Origin of the sequence: Lampropedia puyangensis (assembly GCF_004833285.1) — a bacterium.
In the GTDB taxonomy this organism is placed as follows: Bacteria; Pseudomonadota; Gammaproteobacteria; order Burkholderiales; family Burkholderiaceae_C; genus Lampropedia; species Lampropedia puyangensis.
This window is the reverse complement of record NZ_STFG01000002.1, coordinates 129,546-151,119: the sequence shown is the minus strand read 5'-3', so window position 1 is coordinate 151,119 and position 21,574 is coordinate 129,546. Positions and strand designations below refer to the sequence as shown.

The 21,574-nt window shown below is 55.5% G+C and carries 18 protein-coding genes and 1 CRISPR repeat array; of the genes, 5 read left to right on the top strand and 13 right to left on the bottom strand.

Features of this window, described 5'->3' with window-relative positions; translation table 11 throughout:
- Positions 1 to 951 (top strand): response regulator transcription factor, encoded by a 951-nt coding sequence (locus E9531_RS03575; RefSeq protein WP_136572376.1) that lies wholly within the window; start codon positions 1 to 3, stop codon positions 949 to 951.
- 135 nt (positions 952 to 1,086) lie between these two features.
- A CRISPR array of direct repeats spans positions 1,087 to 2,307; the repeat unit is 32 nt; unit sequence GTTTCAATCCACGCGCCTGCGGGAGGCGCGAC.
- Between the two features lie 341 nt (positions 2,308 to 2,648).
- On the opposite strand, the gene cas2 is transcribed toward E9531_RS03575, so the two are convergent.
- From cas2 to glyQ, 9 genes are all read right to left on the bottom strand, one after another.
- Entirely contained in the window at positions 2,649 to 2,939 is a 291-nt protein-coding gene (gene cas2 / locus E9531_RS03570) for a CRISPR-associated endonuclease Cas2 (protein WP_136572375.1), read from the bottom strand.
- Between the two features lie 33 nt (positions 2,940 to 2,972).
- On the bottom strand, positions 2,973 to 4,010 hold the full coding sequence (gene cas1c, locus E9531_RS03565; RefSeq protein ID WP_136572374.1) for a type I-C CRISPR-associated endonuclease Cas1c: 1,038 nt from the start codon (positions 4,008 to 4,010) through the stop codon (positions 2,973 to 2,975).
- Positions 4,011 to 4,029: 19 nt separating this feature from the next.
- Entirely contained in the window at positions 4,030 to 4,725 is a 696-nt protein-coding gene (gene cas4, locus E9531_RS03560) for a CRISPR-associated protein Cas4 (RefSeq protein WP_136572373.1), read from the bottom strand.
- 18 nt (positions 4,726 to 4,743) lie between these two features.
- Positions 4,744 to 5,637: a type I-C CRISPR-associated protein Cas7/Csd2 gene (gene cas7c / locus E9531_RS03555; protein ID WP_136572372.1), complete on the bottom strand. Its 894-nt coding sequence runs from the start codon at positions 5,635 to 5,637 to the stop codon at positions 4,744 to 4,746.
- Positions 5,638 to 7,533 carry a type I-C CRISPR-associated protein Cas8c/Csd1 gene (cas8c, locus tag E9531_RS03550; protein WP_136572371.1) on the bottom strand — a complete coding sequence of 632 codons (1,896 nt, stop codon included), beginning with the start codon at positions 7,531 to 7,533 and terminating at the stop codon, positions 5,638 to 5,640.
- A complete protein-coding gene (cas5c, locus tag E9531_RS03545) occupies positions 7,530 to 8,207 on the bottom strand; it encodes a type I-C CRISPR-associated protein Cas5c (protein WP_136572370.1) in 678 nt (225 codons plus the stop codon). Before cas5c ends, cas8c begins: the two co-directional genes overlap by 4 nt.
- Positions 8,208 to 8,593: 386 nt before the next feature.
- Positions 8,594 to 10,888, bottom strand: coding sequence for a CRISPR-associated endonuclease Cas3'' (locus tag E9531_RS03540; protein WP_136572369.1), 2,295 nt, complete (start codon positions 10,886 to 10,888; stop codon positions 8,594 to 8,596).
- A gap of 119 nt (positions 10,889 to 11,007) precedes the next feature.
- Positions 11,008 to 11,529, bottom strand: a complete 522-nt coding sequence (locus E9531_RS03535; protein ID WP_136572368.1) for a metal-dependent hydrolase — start codon at positions 11,527 to 11,529, stop codon at positions 11,008 to 11,010.
- A gap of 26 nt (positions 11,530 to 11,555) precedes the next feature.
- Positions 11,556 to 12,494, bottom strand: coding sequence for a glycine--tRNA ligase subunit alpha (glyQ, locus tag E9531_RS03530; RefSeq protein ID WP_136572367.1), 939 nt, complete (start codon positions 12,492 to 12,494; stop codon positions 11,556 to 11,558).
- Positions 12,495 to 12,725: 231 nt separating this feature from the next.
- On the opposite strand from glyQ, the gene E9531_RS03525 reads away from it, so the two are divergent.
- Both E9531_RS03525 and E9531_RS03520 read left to right on the top strand, forming a co-directional pair.
- On the top strand, positions 12,726 to 13,355 hold the full coding sequence (locus tag E9531_RS03525) for a nucleotidyltransferase domain-containing protein (protein WP_211343361.1): 630 nt from the start codon (positions 12,726 to 12,728) through the stop codon (positions 13,353 to 13,355).
- A gap of 17 nt (positions 13,356 to 13,372) precedes the next feature.
- Positions 13,373 to 13,807 carry a hypothetical protein gene (locus tag E9531_RS03520; protein ID WP_136572365.1) on the top strand — a complete coding sequence of 145 codons (435 nt, stop codon included), beginning with the start codon at positions 13,373 to 13,375 and terminating at the stop codon, positions 13,805 to 13,807.
- A 71-nt stretch (positions 13,808 to 13,878) separates the two neighbouring features.
- On the opposite strand, the gene lnt is transcribed toward E9531_RS03520, so the two are convergent.
- From lnt to E9531_RS03500, 4 genes are all read right to left on the bottom strand, one after another.
- Positions 13,879 to 15,558: an apolipoprotein N-acyltransferase gene (gene lnt / locus E9531_RS03515; protein WP_158291712.1), complete on the bottom strand. Its 1,680-nt coding sequence runs from the start codon at positions 15,556 to 15,558 to the stop codon at positions 13,879 to 13,881.
- 73 nt (positions 15,559 to 15,631) lie between these two features.
- On the bottom strand, positions 15,632 to 16,507 hold the full coding sequence (locus tag E9531_RS03510) for a CorC family transporter (protein WP_136572363.1): 876 nt from the start codon (positions 16,505 to 16,507) through the stop codon (positions 15,632 to 15,634).
- Between the two features lie 113 nt (positions 16,508 to 16,620).
- Entirely contained in the window at positions 16,621 to 17,376 is a 756-nt protein-coding gene (locus E9531_RS03505) for a GNAT family N-acetyltransferase (RefSeq protein WP_136572362.1), read from the bottom strand.
- A gap of 287 nt (positions 17,377 to 17,663) precedes the next feature.
- A complete protein-coding gene (locus tag E9531_RS03500; RefSeq protein WP_136572361.1) occupies positions 17,664 to 19,262 on the bottom strand; it encodes a YifB family Mg chelatase-like AAA ATPase in 1,599 nt (532 codons plus the stop codon).
- A gap of 598 nt (positions 19,263 to 19,860) precedes the next feature.
- On the opposite strand from E9531_RS03500, the gene glnK reads away from it, so the two are divergent.
- Positions 19,861 to 20,199 (top strand): P-II family nitrogen regulator, encoded by a 339-nt coding sequence (glnK, locus tag E9531_RS03495; RefSeq protein WP_136572360.1) that lies wholly within the window; start codon positions 19,861 to 19,863, stop codon positions 20,197 to 20,199.
- A gap of 46 nt (positions 20,200 to 20,245) precedes the next feature.
- A complete protein-coding gene (gene amt, locus E9531_RS03490) occupies positions 20,246 to 21,544 on the top strand; it encodes an ammonium transporter (RefSeq protein ID WP_136572359.1) in 1,299 nt (432 codons plus the stop codon).
- The last annotated feature ends 30 nt before the right edge of the window (positions 21,545 to 21,574 follow it).

The following is a 21,574-nucleotide window of genomic DNA, read 5'->3' as shown; positions in this document are numbered from 1 at the left end:
ATGAACGACAACGCGAAGACCTCCGCTGCATCCACACCAGCAACACGCGCGCCCACGGTATTGGTGGTGGACGATGACCCCAACAGCCTGCGCATGCTGTGCGATGCACTGGAAGACCAGGGCTATACCGTCTTGATTGCCACCAGCGGTGAAACCGCCCTGCAACGCTTGCAACACGTGATGCCGGATGCCATTTTGCTGGATGGGGTGATGCCCGGTCTCTCAGGATTTGAGACTTGCCAGCGCATCAAAGCAGCCCCCCAACACGCCCACATTCCCGTGCTGTTCATGACAGGGCTGGCAGACACCCCAGACATCGTGCGCGGCTTTGAAAGCGGCGGGGTCGATTACGTAGTCAAGCCCATTCGGATTGAAGAGGTGCTGGCCCGTCTGGCCCGCCACACCCACAACGCCCGCATGGCGCGCATGGCCCGCGAAGCCGTCGATGTCGCTGGCATGGGCGTGCTCATCATGGACCACATGGGTCACATCGTGTGGCAATCACCCACCGCAGCCCTGTGGCTCGAAAGGCTTGCGCGCGCACACGGCTCCAGCCAACGACCACGTATTCCCAGCGATTGGCTAGAGCGCTTGCAAACAGAAGACCGCTTTGAATGCCCTTTGGAGTCGCAACTGCGCTTGCGGGTACGCAACACCGCAGCACCGGGATCGGCCGAAGCCATGCTGATTCTGACTCTGCTCAACAGCGATGCAGGCAGCCCCCTTGTCAACGAAACCAGCAACAGGCTCTCCAATGCAGCACTCACGCCACGAGAAACCGAAGTGCTCTCCTGGGTAGCCAAAGGCAAAACCAACCGCGATATTGCCGACATCCTCGGCCTCAGCCCACGCACCGTGAACAAGCACCTAGAACACGTGTTTGAGAAATTAGGCGTAGAAACCCGCGCTGCTGCCGCCGCACTGGCCAGCCGCGAATTGCCCGACGGATAAACAAGCGACATTGGAAGAGCCTGCGCCCAGTCTGCATGACGATCGGGTTGACAGTCACTTGAGCAGGCTGGCGCAGCTACACGCCTGCGGGAGGCGCAACTTCGTGCCGCTTCATCCTCCGACATCTCGCGATAGGTTTCAATCCACGCGCCTGCGGGAGGCGCGACTTTATTTCGTCGATTTTGCTGATTGCTATATCGGTGTTTCAATCCACGCGCCTGCGGGAGGCGCGACCGGGATATAAACCACCACTCATAGTGCTCTCCTAGTTTCAATCCACGCGCCTGCGGGAGGCGCGACCATAATTCACAATCGGCTGCAGCACCAGGGTCGAGTTTCAATCCACGCGCCTGCGGGAGGCGCGACGCTTGTGTTGCCTGACTGCTTTGGTACATCAGTGAGTTTCAATCCACGCGCCTGCGGGAGGCGCGACAAAATCTTGACCAGATTCCGGCGCATCAATAGCAGTTTCAATCCACGCGCCTGCGGGAGGCGCGACGGCCGCTGAGGATTGCGCGCACCAGCGGTGCTTTGTTTCAATCCACGCGCCTGCGGGAGGCGCGACTTAGGAGTTGTGACACTTCCACCGCGCTCCGCTCGTTTCAATCCACGCGCCTGCGGGAGGCGCGACGCGCTACGAGACGCGCATAGCGCAGATGCAGGCCGTTTCAATCCACGCGCCTGCGGGAGGCGCGACCTTTATCCCTAGTTCTCGCCCCTCCTCTTTTGAGAGTTTCAATCCACGCGCCTGCGGGAGGCGCGACGCTTACCCGGCGCGCGCAGGCGGGCTTCGCGGTTGTTTCAATCCACGCGCCTGCGGGAGGCGCGACGTGTCGCGTCCTCCGCCCTCTTTTTCTGGCCCGAGTTTCAATCCACGCGCCTGCGGGAGGCGCGACTTAAGGCTGCTGGTGTTTCCCGTATTTTTGAAGAGTTTCACTCCACGCGCCTGCGGGAGGCGCGCCGTGTCGCGTCCTCCGCCCTCTTTGTCTGGCCCGAGTTTCAATCCACGCGCCTGCGGGAGGCGCGACACCCGTCCAACAAACAGGCCGCCTTGAGAAATTGTTTCAATCCACGCGCCTGCGGGAGGCGCGACTTAAGGCTGCTGGTGTTTCCCGTATTTTTGAAGAGTTTCAATCCACGCGCCTGCGGGAGGCGCGACGAGATCAACCAACGGTCAATCTCTACCCCTACGCGTTTCAATCCACGCGCCTGCGGGAGGCGCGACCATGACTACTGCAAACGCTGACGTGCAAGACGTGTTTCAATCCACGCGCCTGCGGGAGGCGCGACGAGATCAACCAACGGTCAATCTCTACCCCTACGCGTTTCAATCCACGCGCCTGCGGGAGGCGCGACGGCGCATTTATAACCTGTTGTAGCGCCAAGCACTTTTTTGAACAAAATGCGAACAAGGTATTTTTTAGACTTTTTACCGTACAGGCTCTCGACTCTAGAAGAAAATACTATTTAATATCAATGCATTAGAAAAATGCGAACCACTCTTGGAAGTGCTCAAGCACTTATAGTTCGCAAAATCAGGGGGTAATGTGCGAAATAAAGAGAAAAGCAGCTAAACCAGCAGCCTCATGCACGCCCTGTTTCCCTTACGCTCAGGAAAATAGGCTGTAGCTCTCGTAGGTGCGGCAAGAACGTTTGTGAGACTTCACTACAAAACCGGTTTTATTGGTGACAGCCGCTCAAAAAACCAATGGGCCATTTAAATCTACACTGGGCTTTGCACCAATGTGTTCGACTTTATGTTTCCAGTTCTGCCCCATGTAATAAAAGCGCAAACTGTCGAGGTCAGGGTCAATCAGGCTACATAACTTGTCTTTGAGGGCCACCCATTGTGCAGTGTTGACTTCAATCTCGAACACAGAGTACTGCACGCGCTGGCCATAGTTTTGGCACTCACGGGCGATTCTACGTAAGCGGCGCTGGCCTCCTTCGCTGGTTGTGCTTACGTCGTAGCTAACAAGAATCAACATAATCCGGTCCACTTCCTACAATTGCGGCTTACATCACTTCCAAATAAAAGGTGGATACGCATCCACATCTCCACGCAAATGGCGTGCAAGCAATTGGGCTTGCAAGAATGGGAAAATTCCAATCGGTGCAGCTTCACCAATAAAGCTGTGCTGCAAACTCTCACGCTTGCGCTCTTGCCATGCCACTAATAGCGTCTTACGCGCCTCGTCTTTCAGCAAGACTGCGCCGTTATCCATTACCTGAAAGTCCTTCTCTCCAATTTGTTTGCGGTTGATCAAAGACAGCGCAAGCCGATCGGCCAGCACGGGACGGAATTCCTCCATCACATCCAATGCCAAGCTGGGCCTGCCGGGGCGGTCACGATGCAAGAAACCCACTGCGGGATCCAGTCCAACAGTTTCCAAGGCACTGCGGCAATCATGCGTGAGCAAGGTATATAGCAAAGAAAGCAATGCGTTAACAGCATCACGTGGTGGACGTCGACTGCGGCCATGAAAACGCATGGCCGGCGATGGCACGCGAATAAGGTGATCAAACACACCAAAATACAACTGCGCCGCATCACCTTCTAGGCCACGCAAAGTATCTAGATCATTGCAGTGCTGCGCGTGATCGGTGATACGTCTTAAGCGCAACACTGCATGCTGTAAATCCTGCACATTCGCCTCAGGCATGCTGCTGCTGTGATCGCGCACCGCCCGCGCCAACACCGCGCGTTGGTTGAATATTTTGCCAATCACCATGTGGCGAGCAATCGCCATACCTTGTTCACCATCGCTTTGACGGTATTGCGCGCGGCGCAGCAGCACATTGCCAGAAACCGGCCCTTCAACGCGCGCTAAAAATTTTCCATTGGGCGAGAGGTAGCTGATGGTGATGCCGCGCTCTGCGCAATAGCCCATGAGCGGCGGTGACACCAACACCCGCCCAATGCACACCAAGCCTTGCAGCATGTGCACTGGCACGCGGGCGCGTTGCTCGCCATCGACCTCCATCACCAAGTTTTCACCATCTTTGCGCAGCCAAGCGCCATCGGTGGTGATATAGAGGGTGTTGAGTAAGGGGCGCATCGTTGAGGAATCTTTTGAGCTATTTGACTTGCTGAGCCAACCATTGCGCCGCACTTTGTTTGCGGCCGAGCCAATGCGGCTGGCAATCGTCGATGAGGGAGCAGGCATCGCAGCGCTTGGCGTCGTACTGCGCTGTGGGCGTTTGGCCCGCAGCAATCATGGTGCGTGTGGCGGCAATCGTTTGCAGCGTGAGTGTGCGCAATTCAACATCAAAATCCACGGCCTTGCGCCGGCGTGTTTTGCCATAAAACAGCATGCCTTCGGGCACGTGAGTGGCGAGCATTTCTTCCAAGCACAGAGCTTGGGCGCACAGCTGTACTTCATCGGCGCGGTGTTGCTTGGGGCGGCCGCGTTTGTATTCAACGGGCAGTGGCACCAAGGCAAGGTGGAGCTTAGTATCCGCCTCTGTCGTGAGGGGCGCTGCATCAGCGGCAGATGTGGAAGCAGGTGCAGACGCAGACGGCGCATGAAACTCAACCACATCGGCCACGCCGCTAATTCCCAGCGCATTACTGCGCAGAGGCATGGCGGTGGCTGTGCGCACGCCATGGCGGATTTCTGTACCAGCCTCATCGGCTTTTTGATGCAGCAAGCGGCCTTCGGCAGTGGCAGCGCTTTCCGTCCATACGCGCTCGATGTGGATGAGCGCGCATTGGCGCGGGCAATACAGATAGTGCTGCAGCGCAGAGAGGGCGATGAGGTCTTCGTCTTCCATGGCTGCGGCGCTTTCGTATTACAGCTTTTCTTCGATGGTGACGCCTTCTGGCACGGCACCAATGCTGACGCTGTAGTCGCTAAAGCTGCGGGCCGGTGGGCGGTGTTCGCTCTTGTCGTTGCGCTCGACTTTGACGGAATCAAACAGCACATGGGCGGGGGCATTGCCCATGGCGTTGTCGTGCTTGAAGACGATCAGCTTGCGCGCGGCCATCTCACCGCGTGCGGCGGAGCGGTCATGCTCAAACATATTGATCAGCGCTTGCCACAGCAGCTGCAAGTCGGCCTCACCAAAGCCGGTGCGCTCGGCCAACTTGGCGGAGATAAAGCCGTGTGCGCGGTACAGCCCATAGGGCAGGATGTGCTTGCGGCCCATGGTGCGGTTGTCGCCGCTTTGGGCTTCGGCTTCTTTTTCGGTGGTCACCGCCATGCGGGTGATCGAAATTTCCAGCGGCAGCACCGGCTCAATCGAGCTGGCAAAAGCCAGTTGCACAGGGCCGCGCACTTGGCCGGCGTTCACACCGGTAGACATCACCGCACCAAAGCTGCGTACATCGAAAAAGTTTTTGCACATCCACGCGGTGATCTCGCGGGCTTTGGCTTCGTCCTTTGGCAGTTTTTTGTAGCCGTCTTTCTCGTCTTTCGGAATGTCGAGTGCTTTCCATGCCTTTTCATGCTGGTTGTTGAGGATGGCTTTTTCTTGCATGTAGATGGCAAAGCCTTCGGTGTCCTCTTTATCCAGCGCGACGAAGTTGCGAATTTTTCGCTTGAGGCTGACATCGGTGACCAAGCCATGGCTGGTTTCGGGATCTAAACGGGGGAGATTACCGGCATCTGGGTCGCCATTAGGGTTGCCGTTGGTGACGTCAAACAGATAAACAAATTCGTAGCGGTTGGTGATGACTTGGCTCATTTATTCTTCCCCTTGGGTTTCGGTGGTCTCTAATGCGTTTTCGGCGCTGGCGTCATCGCCGCTGCGCTTGGTGTAGAAGTCTTGCGATTGATGGTAGTAGCCAATCGCAAAGCGGCCTTGATCTTCGATGTTCAGGGTACGCGGGAATTGCTCTGGCAAACCGGCCACGATCTCGCCAATCAACTTTTCAAGGTTGATAGCTTGGCCTTTGCGCTCCTTGCGCAGCTTGGATAAATGGTTTTGCGCATTGCGCACCAACATCGGGAAAATGCTCGCCGGCGTGGCCGATGCAGCGCCGTAATAACGGTCGCGAATCGTGGCATTGACATTGCCACCCAGCGCATTGCGCTGCACCGATTCAAATGTGGCAAACAAACGCCCCAGCAAGTAGCCTTGCTGTTTGGATGTGGAATCAAGACTCACAGAAATCTCCTCTTTCGATGATTGCTTTTGTAAGCGTCGCTGGCGTGTGATCACGCCTTTGCAAATGGCTGCGCGAATGCCAGAGAGGTCGCCATCGGTGCGCATGCGCATGACGGTGTTGACCAATAAGCTCGCTGGGTAAAGTCCACCAGTCAGAACCGCACGCATTAACTCCCCCGCAAGTAGGGGCAGCACGTCGTCGGTTTTGGCTTCAAAGCGGTTGGTTTTTTCGCTCCAGCGCGAGGGTGCCGTGGCCAAGGCCAAGCGCCATACGGCGGGCGCGGCCCTCCACGGAAGTGGCTCAAGGCGCAAATCCGCTTCATGTTGGGCGAGCTTTTGCGTCAGCTGCTGCAATGAGTCGACTAGCCAAAACCGAATCGACAAGCGCGAGGCATTCGGTGCCAAGCCTAGTACGTAAATGCGGGTAGCCGGGTCAAGCTGCAAAGCCAATCGGGCCTCGCTCACGGGGCGGCCTTTTTGCACAATCTCTAATACTTCATTGACTTGTTTGGCTTCTTGCTCGTCCGTTGGTGGAGTAAACAGCGCAGAGAGCAGACTTTCTGCCGCTTGCGCTTGTGCGCCACTGCCCGCCTCCGCCCAAAAAACCACGCTGGTATCGCCAACTTGCAAGCGTTGCAGACTGCCTTGGCGCAGCAAGTGGTTCAGCGCAGTGGTGTAGGCGAATGCAGCTTGTTCGGAGACTGGGGCATTGGCACCTTGCAGTTTGTCAAACGAGCGAAAAGACTCTTGTTGGAATGAGACAATCGAAGCACCTGAACTTTGCGCGCCCCACACGCCCTTAACGACAGGGTGCAAGCGAGCGACTGGCGCCCACTCACCGGAGATTAAGCAAAAACCTTGACTGGCTGCCGCCTCTTCGGTGCTGGCTTTACCTTTGGTTTTTTTCGAGCTCGCTGCGCTTGGTTCGGCTTCCTCTGCCGCAGGGCTCTTTTCTAAAAGCGTTGCACGCAAAGCCCGAGCTGCGGGGCGCTCATGCAGGTAGCGGTTTTCACCTTCGAGCTGAAAGACCACGTTGCTGTCTTTCATTGCCTCAGGAAAGAGTGGTGCTTCGAATTGCGCGGGCTGCCATTGCTCTAAAAAGGCCTTAAGGGCGAGCAAGCCTGCATCTTCCGTTTTTCGCAACAGGCCTAAGTGCAAGTCTCTGAAGGCGGCATGCTCTTGATCGGCCCGCTTGCTGGTGGCGCTAACGCCCAGCACATAGCTGGTTTTATCCCAAAGGAAGTTGGATTTCACTCCTGCTGTGCGCTTCTCGGGTTGCGGCACGGTGAGGACTTGGGGCTGCGGTTTTTTGCCCGAGGTATCCAGCGTGGCGCGCACATCAGTGACTTCACCATTGGCTTTGAGCACAATGCTGTAGCTGATTTTTTCGGGGCTGTAACCATAGGGCGCAAGACCGCTGTCGGGTTGCTCTAGCAGGCGTTGGTAGTACTGGGCGAGGGCTTGCAAGATCATGCTTTGACCTCGCTGCTGTCCCATGCGGGCACGGCCACCAGGCCATCTGCCATCTGCGCTTGGAAAAAGCGCGGCTGCTTGCCTCGGGCAAAATCGATGTCGTGCAACATCCAGCCGAGGTGGCGATTGCGTTCGCCCTCGGTTAACTGGGATGAAGGCTCCTCACTCCCTTCTTCCAGCAGAGCGAAGTGGGCGGGAAACTCCCGCACACCCATGCACGGCGCATGAAAGCACTGGCCTTTGCGCGCGCGGCGGTTGAAGATGTCCAAATGCTTGCCCACGGAATCCTCGGCACCTGCGCGGTCGGTCAGCTCAAAGTGCGCTTCGATAATGTAGGCCACATCGCGCAGTAAGGTGGTGGCGCGCTGCTGGCGGTCTTCATCGACATAAGCCGCAAGTCCAGCGGTGCTGCCCGCTTTGATGGATTTGGTGATGTTGTTGACGGGGATTTTGCTGCCCACCTCATTGCGGCGCAGCGATTCAAACCGAATGGGCTTGAGCACGTGAATGCGGTCTACCTGCCAACGAATGGCGGGCTTCCAGTGGATCGCTTCCAAAATCCCTCGTGCGGCAGACGGCGTGATGACGTCGTAGCTGACACGCTCCCCCTTCATTTCAGGCCGCGTAAAGCAAGCCCTGTCGCCCCAGATGTGCAGGCGAATTCCGTAGCTCATTGCAGTTCACTCCCTATTTACATGAATCTTTCAATAGGCGCCCCAAAGCACATGGCTTTGGGGGCTTTAGGGTTAGAGCCAACTAATGTTAGTTTCAATCCACGCGCCCGCATGGGGCGCGACACTTGCCATCTCACGCGCCCGCATGGGGCGCATCTCCTAGTCAAGGTTGACTAGTATTCAACTCACATTAGCTTGCTCAGTGCCACCGCATTCAAATAGATAAGGCTACTGATCAACAGCAGAACATCGAGATATCGACGTCCTGCCTCCAGTGGCAACTTGACCTTGAGAGACACGTGAACATGCTTCATGGATGTACATCCTCGTTGTTAAGACAAGGCTAGTATAGACTATGCTTCTAACAATATTTCGCTCTATTTAATTCAAAACAAGTAGCTAGCAGCCTCCATGAATGTCGGCTCTTCCCACCAAAGCCCAAACTCTTCACTGTACAGATCAAGGTTGACCAGCTCCATGAATTGCTCACCCCATTTCTCCGGCGCAACAGGTTGAATGGCGCGCGCCTGGCGCAAGGCAGCAAAGGCATTGCGTGGCACTTGCACGGTGTAGGGCTGCAGCGTGCGGGCAATGCCGCCAACTTTATCGGCAAAGTGCAAGCTCTTCAGTGCTTTTTCTGCCTCGTCGTCGCGGCCAATGATGATGGGCAGCTGGCTGCTTTTGATCATCTGGAATTGCTTTTCCACATCCTCAAACGGCAAGTTGTGCAGCTTCGCGTCTTTGAGCTGTTCCAGTATTCGGGCAGTATCCAACTGGTCATCGCCTTTTTGCCAGTACAGCATGTCAAAGTAAGCTTTGATGGCGGCAGGCGAGAGCGGCGCATTGCGATAGTCCTCTTGCCGCAAGATGGAGTTGGCTGTTTTTGCAAATTCGTGCAGCTCCGGCGGTGGTGCCCATTGCGCATTGGTGTTGGCAAAGATCAGCACTTCACTGGCATCCACCGGCCATTCTTTATTGCGGTTGCAGCGGCCTGCTGCTTGGGCGATGGAATCCAAACCAGCCTCTGCGCGCATCACGGTGGGCAATGAAATATCGACGCCAGCTTCAATCAAACTGGTCGACACAATGCGGCAGGGCAATTGGTCTTTGAGCCTTTGGCGTGCCGTGGCCAACACTGCACTGCGGTGCTTGGCGTACATCAGCGTGCTCAGGTGAATGGCGCCGGGCAAATCGGCCATGCTTTGGTAGACCGCGCGCGCATGCAGCCGGTTGTTGACGATGCACAGCACTTGCTCGCGGCAGCGCATGTGCTCTGTCAATGCCTCATCGTCCAGATTGCCAATGTGGCGCACCCGTACACGTTCCAACTGCTGGGCGAGTTTGGCTTCATCTTTCACCAATGGCCGCACGTTTTGCAGACCGCCTTTAAAGTCCGGCGCTTCCAGCGCGGGCTGGGTGGCGGTGCACAGCACGATGGAGTTTTTGTAATTGCGCGCCAGCTCATCCATCGCCGCCATGGCGGGGCGCAGCACATGCAGTGGGATGGTTTGCGCCTCATCAATGACCACCACGCTGCCTGCGATGTTGTGCAGCTTGCGGCATTGCGAGGTGCGCGCGGCAAACAAGCTTTCAAAAAACTGCACTGCGGTGGTAACGATGACGGGCGCATCCCAGTTCTCCATCGCTAGGCGCAGCTTGGTTTGTGCTTGATAGCGTTCGGGGTCGTTTTGATCCAGCTGTGGTGCGGTGAACGCGCTGTGATGCTCCAAGACCGCATCGCTCCAAGGGGCTAAGGCATCTCGAAAGACGCTAGCGTTTTGCTCAACGATGGAGGTGAAGGGAATGACAAAGATCACACGGCGCTGGCCGTGCGCAATAGCGTGATCGAGCGCAAAGGCCAATGAGGCCAAGGTTTTGCCGCCGCCCGTGGGCACAGTCAGTGAGAAAAGCCCAGGCGCTTGGGATGCTTGCGCCCGCGCATAGGCCAAGATCTCGGCGCGCAGTTGATTGACCTCACTGGATGCGCCTTTGGCGTTGGCCGCACTTTTTGCTTTGAATGCCTGCATGTAGGCATCCAAGCTGCTGCGCAATTCCAAAAGCGTTGGCATGGCACGTGCGCGTATTTCGGCGCTTTGTGCATGGACGGGTTCAAACTGGTCGTAATAACGCTCGGTATCCAGATAATCGGCATCGACCAAGGCTGAAAAAATCATGCGCGTGAGAAAAGCGAGGCTAAAGCCCACGTTGCCATTGGCCGGTTTGAGTTGGCCCAATTCAGCAGCCAACGCGGCCATCTCAGGCAATTGAACCTCGTGTTGCCAAGCCTCTTCAAGCTTGGGCAGATGTGGGTCAGCTAAGCGATCTTTCAAACTGCTGCGCTCTCCACTCATGCCGCTGCCATTGGCCAAACCGGCGTGGTGCCCCGCAATAACGTAAGCTAATAAATAGCCGATTTGCGGATATTTCTCCAAGGCGATTTTGGCGCCCCATGTGGAGTGATTGACTTGCAACTTTTCGCCTTCCAGCTTCCTTTGGAAGGGCTCACAGTACTTGCCAAGATCATGTAGTAAACCACACACCTTGCTTAATTCTGAAGCGCCAAAATACGATCCAGATTGACTAGCAAGCACGGCAACCTGCAAAAGGTGAGCGCTTAATTTCTGTGCAGGCGATAGCGCAGGATTTAAAGATGAATGTGCAGAATAGGCATCTCGAATCATCAAACGATTGTTACACAATCATTCAAAAAAATTCAAATTCCTCACCACTCCTAATCCCTAATTGAAATGCATCAGCGCAAACTTACCCGGGCTTAACAAAAACAATTGGTCATTGGTTCTTAGCGCATTTTCCGCCCAAGCAGCACTAAAACCGCAGCACTGAGCAGTGGCAACCAAACCGTAAAGAGCTCGTTTTTCAATACGGCCAAGCCACGGGCAGAGAAAAAGGAGTCAGCCCGTATAGGGGAGATGGCGATGAACTTCCATGGGCTGTTAAACCGCACATCGCTAAGTGGCCAGAGCAAAGGCACGCCGTATCGTCCGGTCGTGCAGGCATCAAGCAGAGGGTGAGAGAAGCAGCACAGGCACATCCATAACCAGGCTTTCCACCACGCAATGCCCCAGCGCTGGGCAAAGCCAATGCCCAACATCCCCACAGCCATGGCAAAACCAAGGGAATGGGTAAAACCACGGTGGTCCCAGATTCCCTCAAAGCGCACGCCGAATTGGCGGGGGATTCCATCGAAATCAGGGAGGATGGACGCCAACATGCCCATCAGCAGCATGGATGCCGGGATCCGCGCACCGACAGCTACTTTGGCGGCGATAGGAACTGCAATGTGCGTGAAGATGGTGGGCACTTCTGGCAGCTCCTGTTCGTTTGCTTTTAGGCGGCTTTTTTCTCGTTGCCTGCGGCTTTTTCCATTTGTGCAACCCAATCGCGTGGTGCCATGGGGAAACCCAAACGCTCACGACTCTCGTAGTAACTCTTGGCCACACTGCGCGCGAGGTTGCGGATACGACCAATGTAGGCGGCACGCTCTGTTACGGAGATGGCGCCACGCGCATCGAGCAGGTTGAAGGTGTGCGCCGCTTTGAGTACTTGCTCGTAAGCTGGCAGGGCCAGTTGTTTTTCCATCAGCAGTTGGGCTTCTTTTTCATAGGCGTTGAATGCTGTGAACAAGAAATCAGCGTCCGAGTATTCGAAGTTGTAGGTGGATTGCTCAACTTCATTTTGGTGGAACACATCGCCGTAGCTGACTTTCGTGCCATCAGGGGCGATTGAGTAGGTCAGATCGTAGACGTTTTCAACCCCTTGCAGGTACATGGCCAGACGTTCTAGCCCATAAGTGATTTCGCCTGTGATGGGGCGACAATCAATTCCGCCCACTTGCTGGAAGTAGGTGAACTGCGTGACTTCCATGCCATTGAGCCAGACTTCCCAACCCAAGCCCCACGCGCCCAGTGTGGGGTTTTCCCAGTCGTCTTCCACAAAGCGGATGTCGTTTTTCTTCAGATCAAAGCCGAGCGCTTGCAAACTGCCCAAATACAAATCCAGGATATTGGCGGGCGCAGGCTTGAGCACGACTTGGTATTGGTAGTAGTGCTGCAGGCGGTTGGGGTTCTCGCCGTAGCGGCCATCTTTGGGGCGACGGCTGGGTTGCACGTATGCAGCTTTCCATGGCTCGGGGCCAATCGCGCGCAAAAATGTGGCGGTGTGACTGGTGCCTGCACCCACTTCCATGTCATACGGTTGCAGCAATGTGCAACCTTGCTGGTCCCAGTAGTTTTGCAAGGTAAGAATGATTTGCTGGAAAGTAAGCATGGCAGTATGAGAGTCAAACGCAACGAGGTGCAACGCCGCCGATAGTGCGGCCATCAATTCAAGGCCAGATCAGGCCAAGTGTCCGATTCTAATTCATGCGCTCTGTCCTCCATGAGCTTGGTTGGATTGATGGCTTGTATCGATCACTCTTGCGCACTCCATCAAAAAACCCATTCTGGGGCCACAAAAACCCAAAAAAGGTACAATTAAACCCATATTGGGAATTTTATTGTGTCACCTTCTTCTCTTCATGCTCAAGCAGCACCCCATTTCACAGGCTTGGCCAATGCCCTCTTCAGCCATACCCAGCAAAGGGTACTGGGGCTTTTCTTTGGTCAGCCACAACGCAGCTTTTATGGCGCAGAAGTCATTGCCATGACAGGCGGCGGCTCAGGCGCCATCCAACGCGAACTGACTCGTTTGAGTGAGGCTGGCTTGCTCACCATCGAGCAACGCGGCCACCAAAAGCATTACCAGGCCAACGCGGCTTCACCCATTTACCAAGAACTGTGCAGCTTGGTGCAAAAAACAATGAGTCTGGCAGACCCATTGCGTATGGCACTGGTCCCTTGGCAAGACCAGTTGCAAGCCGCTTTTGTGTATGGGTCGGTCGCTAAAGGAGAGGACACCGCCAGCAGCGACATCGATTTGATGCTATTGGCTGATGACTTGACTTATGGTGACGTGTTTGAAGCACTGGAGCCTTTGAGTGCACAATGGGGTCGCACGATCAACCCTAGCATTTATACACCCACAGATTGGCGCGACCGCTTGGCACAACACGATGCCTTTGCCAGCAAAGTGTGGGCGCAACCCAAAATATGGGTGCTAGGCGAAAACAGCTTTCAAAGCACACTCTAAAGCTTTCGTCACCCACCATGAATGCAGCCGCACAACAAGCCTTTCAAAACCTCAGTGGCCCAGGCAAACCATTGCGCGCCGAGCCGCCTGACGCAGCAGAATTTACCGGCTTAATCAAATCGGCCATGGCACGCCTGGATGATGCCGACAACCCTCAACTGTCCATCGAGAGTCGTTTTGACTTAGCCTACAACGCCGCACATGCCCTGTGTTTGGCGGCACTGCGCTGGCATGGTTGGCGGTCAGGCAACCGCTACATCGTTTTCCAACTGCTGCCGCACACGTTGGAATTAGGTCCAGCAGTATGGCGCGTACTGGCCAAATGCCACGATATTCGCAACTTAGGCGAGTATGAGGGCCACCTCAATATTGATGAACGTATTACTGCCGATTTGCTGGCAGCAGCCCATGCCGTGGAGAAAAAGGTGCGGGCATTGCCTACGCCGGCCTGAAATGACGCCCAAACGGGCAAACATGGGGGTTGCTGCACCAATCGGCCACCTCTCAGGACAGGCTGGCGATCTCAAGCATGGTGGCTTCGCTGCAGCGCCATCGGTCGCATGCTGGGCAAGATGCGCAGCAACATAGGAACCAGACACACGGTCATCAAGGCCCACAACCACAAAGGCCACAAACCAGCCAACGCAGCCCATTTGGCAAAAGGCGTGATGTGTGCAGGATCCCCCATGTGTCCAATGCCGACTACCTCGCCGGTCAACACTTGCACACTGGCGCGCGGCGCCATCGCCTGCACGTGGCCACGGTAATCAATGATGGCTGTGGCGCCTGTATTGGTGGCACGAATCATGGGGCGATCCAGCTCAAGCGTACGCATGCGGCTGATGTGCAAATGCTGGTCAATGACCTTGCCATCGCCAAACCATCCAATATTGCTGAAGTTGACAAAGACGGTCGGCGCAGTCGCAGGATCTGCAAAACGCTTGGCCAACTCTTCTCCAAACAAATCCTCATAACAAATATTGGGAGCAAAGCGCTCACCCTTCCATTCAAATGAAGGTTGCACCACTGCACCACGGCTAAAGCTATCGAGCGGGATATCCATCATGTCGTTGAACCACTGAAACATGGGCGGTACGAATTCACCAAACGGCACCAAGTGGGATTTGCTGTAAATGTAAGGTTGCCCGCCCGGTTTGATAGCTTCAACCGAATTGGTGTACCCAGCCAGCGGGCTACCCAACGGAATGCCTGTCATCAGGGCTTGGTTACCGTTTCGGTAGGGCTCGGTCACAACAGAAAAATACTCCACAGGCAAATCTTGCTTGAGTACAGGGATAGCAGTTTCAGGTGCGATCACCAAACTCTCGCGGCGTTCGCGAAATTGCTGACCATACCAATCGAGGGAATCCAGCACACCAGTGGCTGGGTCAAATTTCTCGGAAATGGGAATATTGCCCTGCAGCAGCGCCACACTGACTGGCGCATGGTGACGCTGCTTATTACTGCGCTGAAATTGCGCGTATTGCCACACACCACCCAAGTGCACCAGCACCACCAGCGCCAACAACCAACCAGGCGCAGACAGCATACGCGGCGCACTCACTGGCAATCGCGAAACACTGATGAAGCGTCCCAAGATATAGCCCAACACCGTGACCAGCACAAATGCCAGCAACGCAGCACCCAAAGCCGCTACCGCGCCAATGCCATACACCCCAACCCAGCGCGCCAACCATGCCAACGGGCCATCCACATGGGCATACCCAATGGCGCCCCAGGGGAAACCTGTCAGCCACTGGCCGCGCGCCAATTCGGCCAATGTCCAGCATGCAGAAAACAGCAAGGCGCTGCCCATCAGGCCATGCACGCGCATGCGCCAATACAAGGCTGCTGTCAGCGCGTAATACAGCGCCAACGCACCCGCCAATGCCACCACAGCAGCCGCGGCCAGCGCAGCAGGCAAGCCGCCATAAGTGTGCATGGAGGTGTAGAGCCAGCTAAATACCGAGGCCAGCCAACACGTCGCAAACCACCAACCGCGCCAAGCAGCTTGCTTGGCGCTGCGGCTGCCATCCAGAAATAAAAAGAAACCGGCCAGCGCCAATGATTGCGCCCACCAGTGCGCACTACCATCTTGACTGGCCAGCGCCCATGCCTGCAGCATCCCCAGCAGAGGCAAGCACAGCCAAGCGGCTATGCGCTCAAAACGAATCAGACGAAACTCTTTCGCAAGCAAAGACATACAAACCATTCCATCAGGCACTGCGCAGTGCCGCAGTAGACGCGCCAGAAAAATTGCGAATAGCCAAGTGCTCTCAGACTTGGTCCGCAGCCTCGTGCGGCTGCACTCTGAACCACCGTACCGCACCGCCTTTGGCATGCAGCACCTCAAAAGCCAATCCGGCCACTTCCATGATTTCGCCGCGCACGGGCACCCGCCCCAAACGCTGCGTGATCAGGCCTCCAATACTTTCAACACCATCTTCCACATCCGCTGGAGCGAACTGGATTCCAAAGCTTTCCTGCACCTTATCAATGGGCGTATCCCCACGAACGCGCCAGCTTCCATTGGCCAGTTGGTAAATCTCGCCTTCATCCTCAGGCTCGTCGAACTCGTCTTCAATCTCGCCAACGATTTCTTCCAGCACATCTTCGATTGTGATGAGGCCTGATGTACGGCCAAACTCATCCACCAGCACTGCCATGTGGTTGCGGTGCAAACGAAATTCGCGCAGCAAATCATTCAAACGTTTGCTTTCAGGCAACACCAAAGGGGGTCGCAGCAAAGCGCGAATGTTCAAATCGGGCGAGCGCTGTAGTTGCAACAAGTGCTTGGCCAGCAAGATACCAATGATGTTCTCGCGTGAGCCCTCGAACACCGGAAAACGTGAATGTGCATCGCGGATGACCTTTTCCAGCAACACCTCATATGGCGCGTCAATATCGAGCATATCGATGCGGGAGCTGGACACCATCGCATCCGCAGCGGTGAGCTGCTCTAAGCGAATGACACGTTCGAGCATGATGCGCACATCAGGCTTGATGGTGTCCTCCTCTTCTGCCGCAGCAATGATGTCAATCAAGGCTTCTGGCGTTGCAGGTGGTGGATAGAGGAAATCTGTCAGACGTTGACGCAGGCTGCGCTTGTCTTCTTTATCAGAGGGTTTGGGATGGGAGGCGTCAGAGGTCACTTCAAACCGTGGGCCCGCAGGCAATGGTTGGACATGGCTACAGCATAGCCGAAGTCCATGGCAACCAAGCCAGACTTAACCACCGTAGAAACGCTGTGCACACCTAGCTCAGTTCAACGCACTTCTTCCGTATTGGTGCTGGTCTCTGGCGCAGAACTGGTTGTGCCCCACTGCTTTTGCAGACTGCTAAGGAAAGCCTGAAATTGATAGGTCTGCGCTTTCAAACGGTAGTCAAACTCACCAATCTGGTCTTCCCACACTTCACTCAAGCGCGAGTTCAAATTGGCGGGCGGTAGCGTCAGATAAGCCTCTGACTCACAGCCATCACGGTGCACAGTCGCGCCAGCGTTGCGGGCGATTCTGAGCATCGGGACGTTTTCGCTCAATGCATGGATGTACATGGTTTGCACACCTGCATTACGGGCATGCATTACAGCGCGGTCGTACAAACGCGCGCCCAAACGGCGGCCACGGTAGCCACCACAAACAGACACGCCAAACTCCGCCGCGCGCGGTTTGCCTTCGCTTGCTGCATCAAACGCCAAATGGGCTACCGCAATCAGTTCCAACTCACTGTTGTGAATGCCAAAAATTTCATCTCGCTTGAAATCGAGCCCATACACATAGCGTTTGACCTGCTCATCCGAGGCTGGGTAGCCAAAACGCAAATAACGGTCGTGCGCGGGCAAACTCAGCAAATGTTCGAGAATTTGCTCTCGATGCGAAGCCCCCAGTGAACGAATGGGCGTGTAAGGCACCGATTGTGTGCGCTCCAAACGGGCAGGTTCTTCATGCAAAGGCGCCACACCACGAACCTGTGGCTCAGCAACAGTGCTTGCAGCAGAAGGTGGCGTTTTGACATCAAACATAGGAAAAGCAGCGGAAAAATGTGTCGTGACGAAGGCTTTCGGGCCCATCTATAACCATATGCGTAGTGGCCAACGTCAAGAAAGCAAGCGCACCTAGCATGGTGCAGACAATTATAGGGTAAACCCGCAATACACACTGAGGCCGAGTAAGCGATAAGCAGTATCACCACAAGGACATTGGTCGTATCTCAGGTGGTGTTGCTAATCGGCTTCTCTTATGCCTTACTGCCCACACCTTGCAAAAACCTTCATTAACACTGCGTGTTGCCCTAACGAGACTGCTTCTGTCACTGCGCCACACTGCGCAAAGCGCGCCGGTATTGCACGGCTTCTGCCACGTGGGAGGGCGCAATCAACGCCTGCTCAGGGTTCTCGCAATCCAAGTCTGCAATCGTTCGTGCGACCCGTACGATGCGGTGCATCGCCCGTGCAGACCAGCCCATTTTGGTGGCCGCAGTCAGCAACAACTGTTGTGCTTGCGGAGCCAATGGCGCAAACGCATCCAACGCACGCCCTTGCAGCGCATGGTTGCCAAAACCTTGCCTTTGCACCGCCTTTTCACGTGCCAGCTGCACGCGTGACTGGATGGCAGCGGTGGTCTCGCCTTCTTGCGCGGCCATGAGTTCTTGCGGGGGCAATGCTTGCACCTCAATATGGATATCAATGCGGTCCAACAAAGGCCCACTCAAGCGCCCTTGGTAGCGCGCAACCTGATCGGGCGTGCAACGGCAGGCACGCAGCGTTGATCCCCAATAACCGCAGGGGCAAGGGTTCATAGCTCCCAACAACTGAAAACGTGCAGGAAATTGAGCATGTCGCCCTGCTCTGGCAATATGAATGGTGCCCGTCTCCAGGGGTTCACGCAGGGCCTCAAGCGCCATGCGGGGAAACTCCGGCAACTCATCCAAAAAAAGAATGCCTTGATGTGCCAGCGAAATCTCTCCCGGTTTGGGTGGACTGCCGCCACCGACTAATGCCACCGCGCTGGCAGTGTGGTGTGGGCTGCGTACCGGGCGGCAACGCCAATTCTGCCAGTGAAAGTGGCCTCCCAGACTGGCGACAGCGGCACTTTGCAGGGCATCGTTTAACGCCAGCGGCGGCAATAAGCCTGCCATGCGCTGCGCCAGCATGGACTTGCCTGCACCGGGCGGGCCTACCATAAGCAAATGGTGCCCTCCTGCCGCAGCAATCTCCAACGCTCTGCGCGCAGCAGGCTGGCCTTTTACATCAGCCATATCTGGGTATTGCGGTTGTGGCAATGCCGCATGGAGTTGGGCCGAATCTACCCGGCTCAAGCCAGCCTCCATCGTGTCTTCACTGGATTCGACTGGTAGGGCAGCCAAACGAAAATGGTTCACCACGTCAATCAGGTGCTTGGCCTCATACACCACGCAATCAGGCACCAAAGCAGCCTCCTGCGCACTGCCGGGCGGCAAAATCCATTGCTGGGCAATGTCACCAGTGGCGATGGCCTCGCGCATATCTGCATCAGCCCCAGCGGCCATGACCATAGGTAAAGCACCGCGCACAGGCCGTAAAGCACCCGAGAGCGACAACTCCCCAGCAAAAGCATAAGAAGCCAGCGCGCCAAGCTCCAATTGACCACTAGCCGCCAAAATACCCAGTGCAATGGGTAAATCAAACCGGCCTGAATCTTTGGGCAAATCTGCAGGCGCCAGATTCACCGTAATGCGTTTGTTCGTGGGAAAGTCCAGGCCACTGTTGATGATGGCTGAACGCACACGCTCACGGGCCTCACGCACCTCCACATCTGCCAAGCCCACCAGCGTGAAACTGGGCAAGCCATTGGCTAAATGCACCTCCACCGTGACATTTGGGGCACGCAGGCCCAACAAGGCGCGGCTTTGCAAATGTGCCAATCCCATGTGAGCCTCCCTTCTTGCCCATACGAAATGGGCTATTTGCCTTTAGCAATGGTTTATACGCGATGCACAGACCTGAAAGTTGAAGCAAAAGTGAACCATTGCGGCCTAGCGCCAAGGAAAGAAATGGCACTGAACTGCGCATATTTTGGTGCACCAGCTCCCGACCCTTGATTCACACGCACCAAAACGAAACCTCCCAACCCCTTACCCGAGTGCATCGTTCTGCAGATTCCATACCGCTTGCACATGCACCGAGAAAGTTCACTGTCTATTTACACTGCCAAAAAAACGCACATTTTTGGTGCATACGTGTTCCTTATATACGGCGGCAATGCATCCATCCGACATGTGCGTACCTTGGCGAATGTGTAAATCTGCAGCTTCAAAGACGTATCAACTGAAAAGCGTTCTGCCTTGCACAGGAAATAGCTGGCACGGTCTGTGCATTATTCCCTCGCATCCTCGCAAATTCACGTCCGGTTACAGGAAAGAGGTTTGGCATCACCCCCAAACGCAAGGAAAGCGCGAGGCAGCTTCCCAACCATCATTGATCCATCAGACCCTAAGCGCACAACGCGGGGCAACAGGAGTAGCGCTCATGAAAATGGTATCTGCCATCATCAAACCATTCAAGCTCGACGAGGTGCGAGAAGCCCTCTCATCCATCGGTGTGCAAGGCATCACGGTCTCAGAAGTCAAGGGCTTTGGACGCCAAAAAGGCCACACCGAGCTGTACCGCGGCGCCGAATATGTGGTGGACTTTCTGCCCAAAATCAAAATCGAAGTGGCCGTTCCTGATGAAACCGTTGACCAGGTGATTGAAGCCATCGAAAACGCAGCGCGCACCGGAAAAATTGGCGATGGGAAAATTTTTGTCTCGCCATTGGAACATGTCATCCGTATCCGTACCGGCGAAACCGGTGGCGATGCCATCTGATAGCGCTCTTTCATTTCTCTCCCAGAATCCCCTGAAGGAATCTTCCATGAAAAAGAATCTCGCGGCCGCTGTTGGACTCGGCCTGCTGTCCGCCTCTCCCCTAGTCCTTGCGCAAGATGCTGCACCTGCAATCGATACGGGTGACACTGCTTGGATGCTGACTTCCACCGTTTTGGTGATTTTGATGAGCATTCCTGGCTTAGCACTGTTTTACGGTGGTCTGGCACGCTCCAAGAACATGGTTTCAGTCCTGCTGCAAGTGCTCTCCGTGTTCTCATTGATTACCTTCCTGTGGGTCATTTACGGTTTCTCACTGGCCTTTGGCGGTGAAGGGAAGGTTTTTGGCAGTTTTGACTACGTGTTCCTCAAAGGCATCACACCAGATACGATTTCGTCAATGCTGAGCACCATTCCTGAATTTGTGTTCGTCTCGTTCCAAGCTGCTTTTGCTGCCATTACGGTTGCCCTAGTAGTAGGTTCGCTGGCTGAGCGCGTGAAGTTCAGCGCCGTGATGGTCTTCTCGGTGATCTGGTTTACCTTCAGCTACTTGCCTATGGCACACATGGTCTGGGGTGGCGGTTTGCTGGCTGAAGACGGCGCGCTGGACTTCGCTGGCGGCACTGTGATCCACATCAATGCTGGTATCGCTGGTTTGGTTGGTGCTTACGTGCTTGGCAAACGTACTGGTTTTGGCAAAGAAGCGTTCACCCCGCACAACCTGACATTCACGATGATTGGCGCTTGCTTGCTGTGGGTGGGTTGGTTTGGCTTCAACGCTGGCTCTGCAGGTGCAGCCAACGGCATTGCTGGCCTGGCCTTTATCAACACCATCGTGGCAACTTCTGCAGGTGTTCTGGGTTGGTTGGTTGTTGAGTCCCTGATCAAAGGCAAACCTTCATTGCTCGGCGGCGCATCTGGTGCCGTGGCTGGTCTGGTTGGCGTTACTCCTGCAGCTGGTTTTGTGGGCCCAGTGGGCGCCATCATCATCGGTGCGCTCTCCGGTGCAGTATGCGTCTGGGGTGTGAGCGGGCTCAAACGCCTGCTGAATGTGGACGACTCCTTTGACGTCTTCGGTATCCATGGCGTGGCCGGCATCATCGGTGCGGTATTGACTGGTGTGTTCGTATTCCCTTCTCTGGGCGGCGTTGGTGTGGATGATGTGACCATGGCTGGCCAAGTCTGGATCCAAATCAAGAGTGTGTTGGTTACGGTTGTTTTGTCTGGTGTGGTGGCTTTCATCGCCTTCATGGTGGCTAAAGCAACCGTCGGCCTGCGGGTAGCTGTTGATGCTGAACGTGAAGGTCTGGACATTACTTCCCACGGCGAGAAAGCCTACAACCCTTGAGCTTACGTAGCGGTGGCAGTAGCGATACCG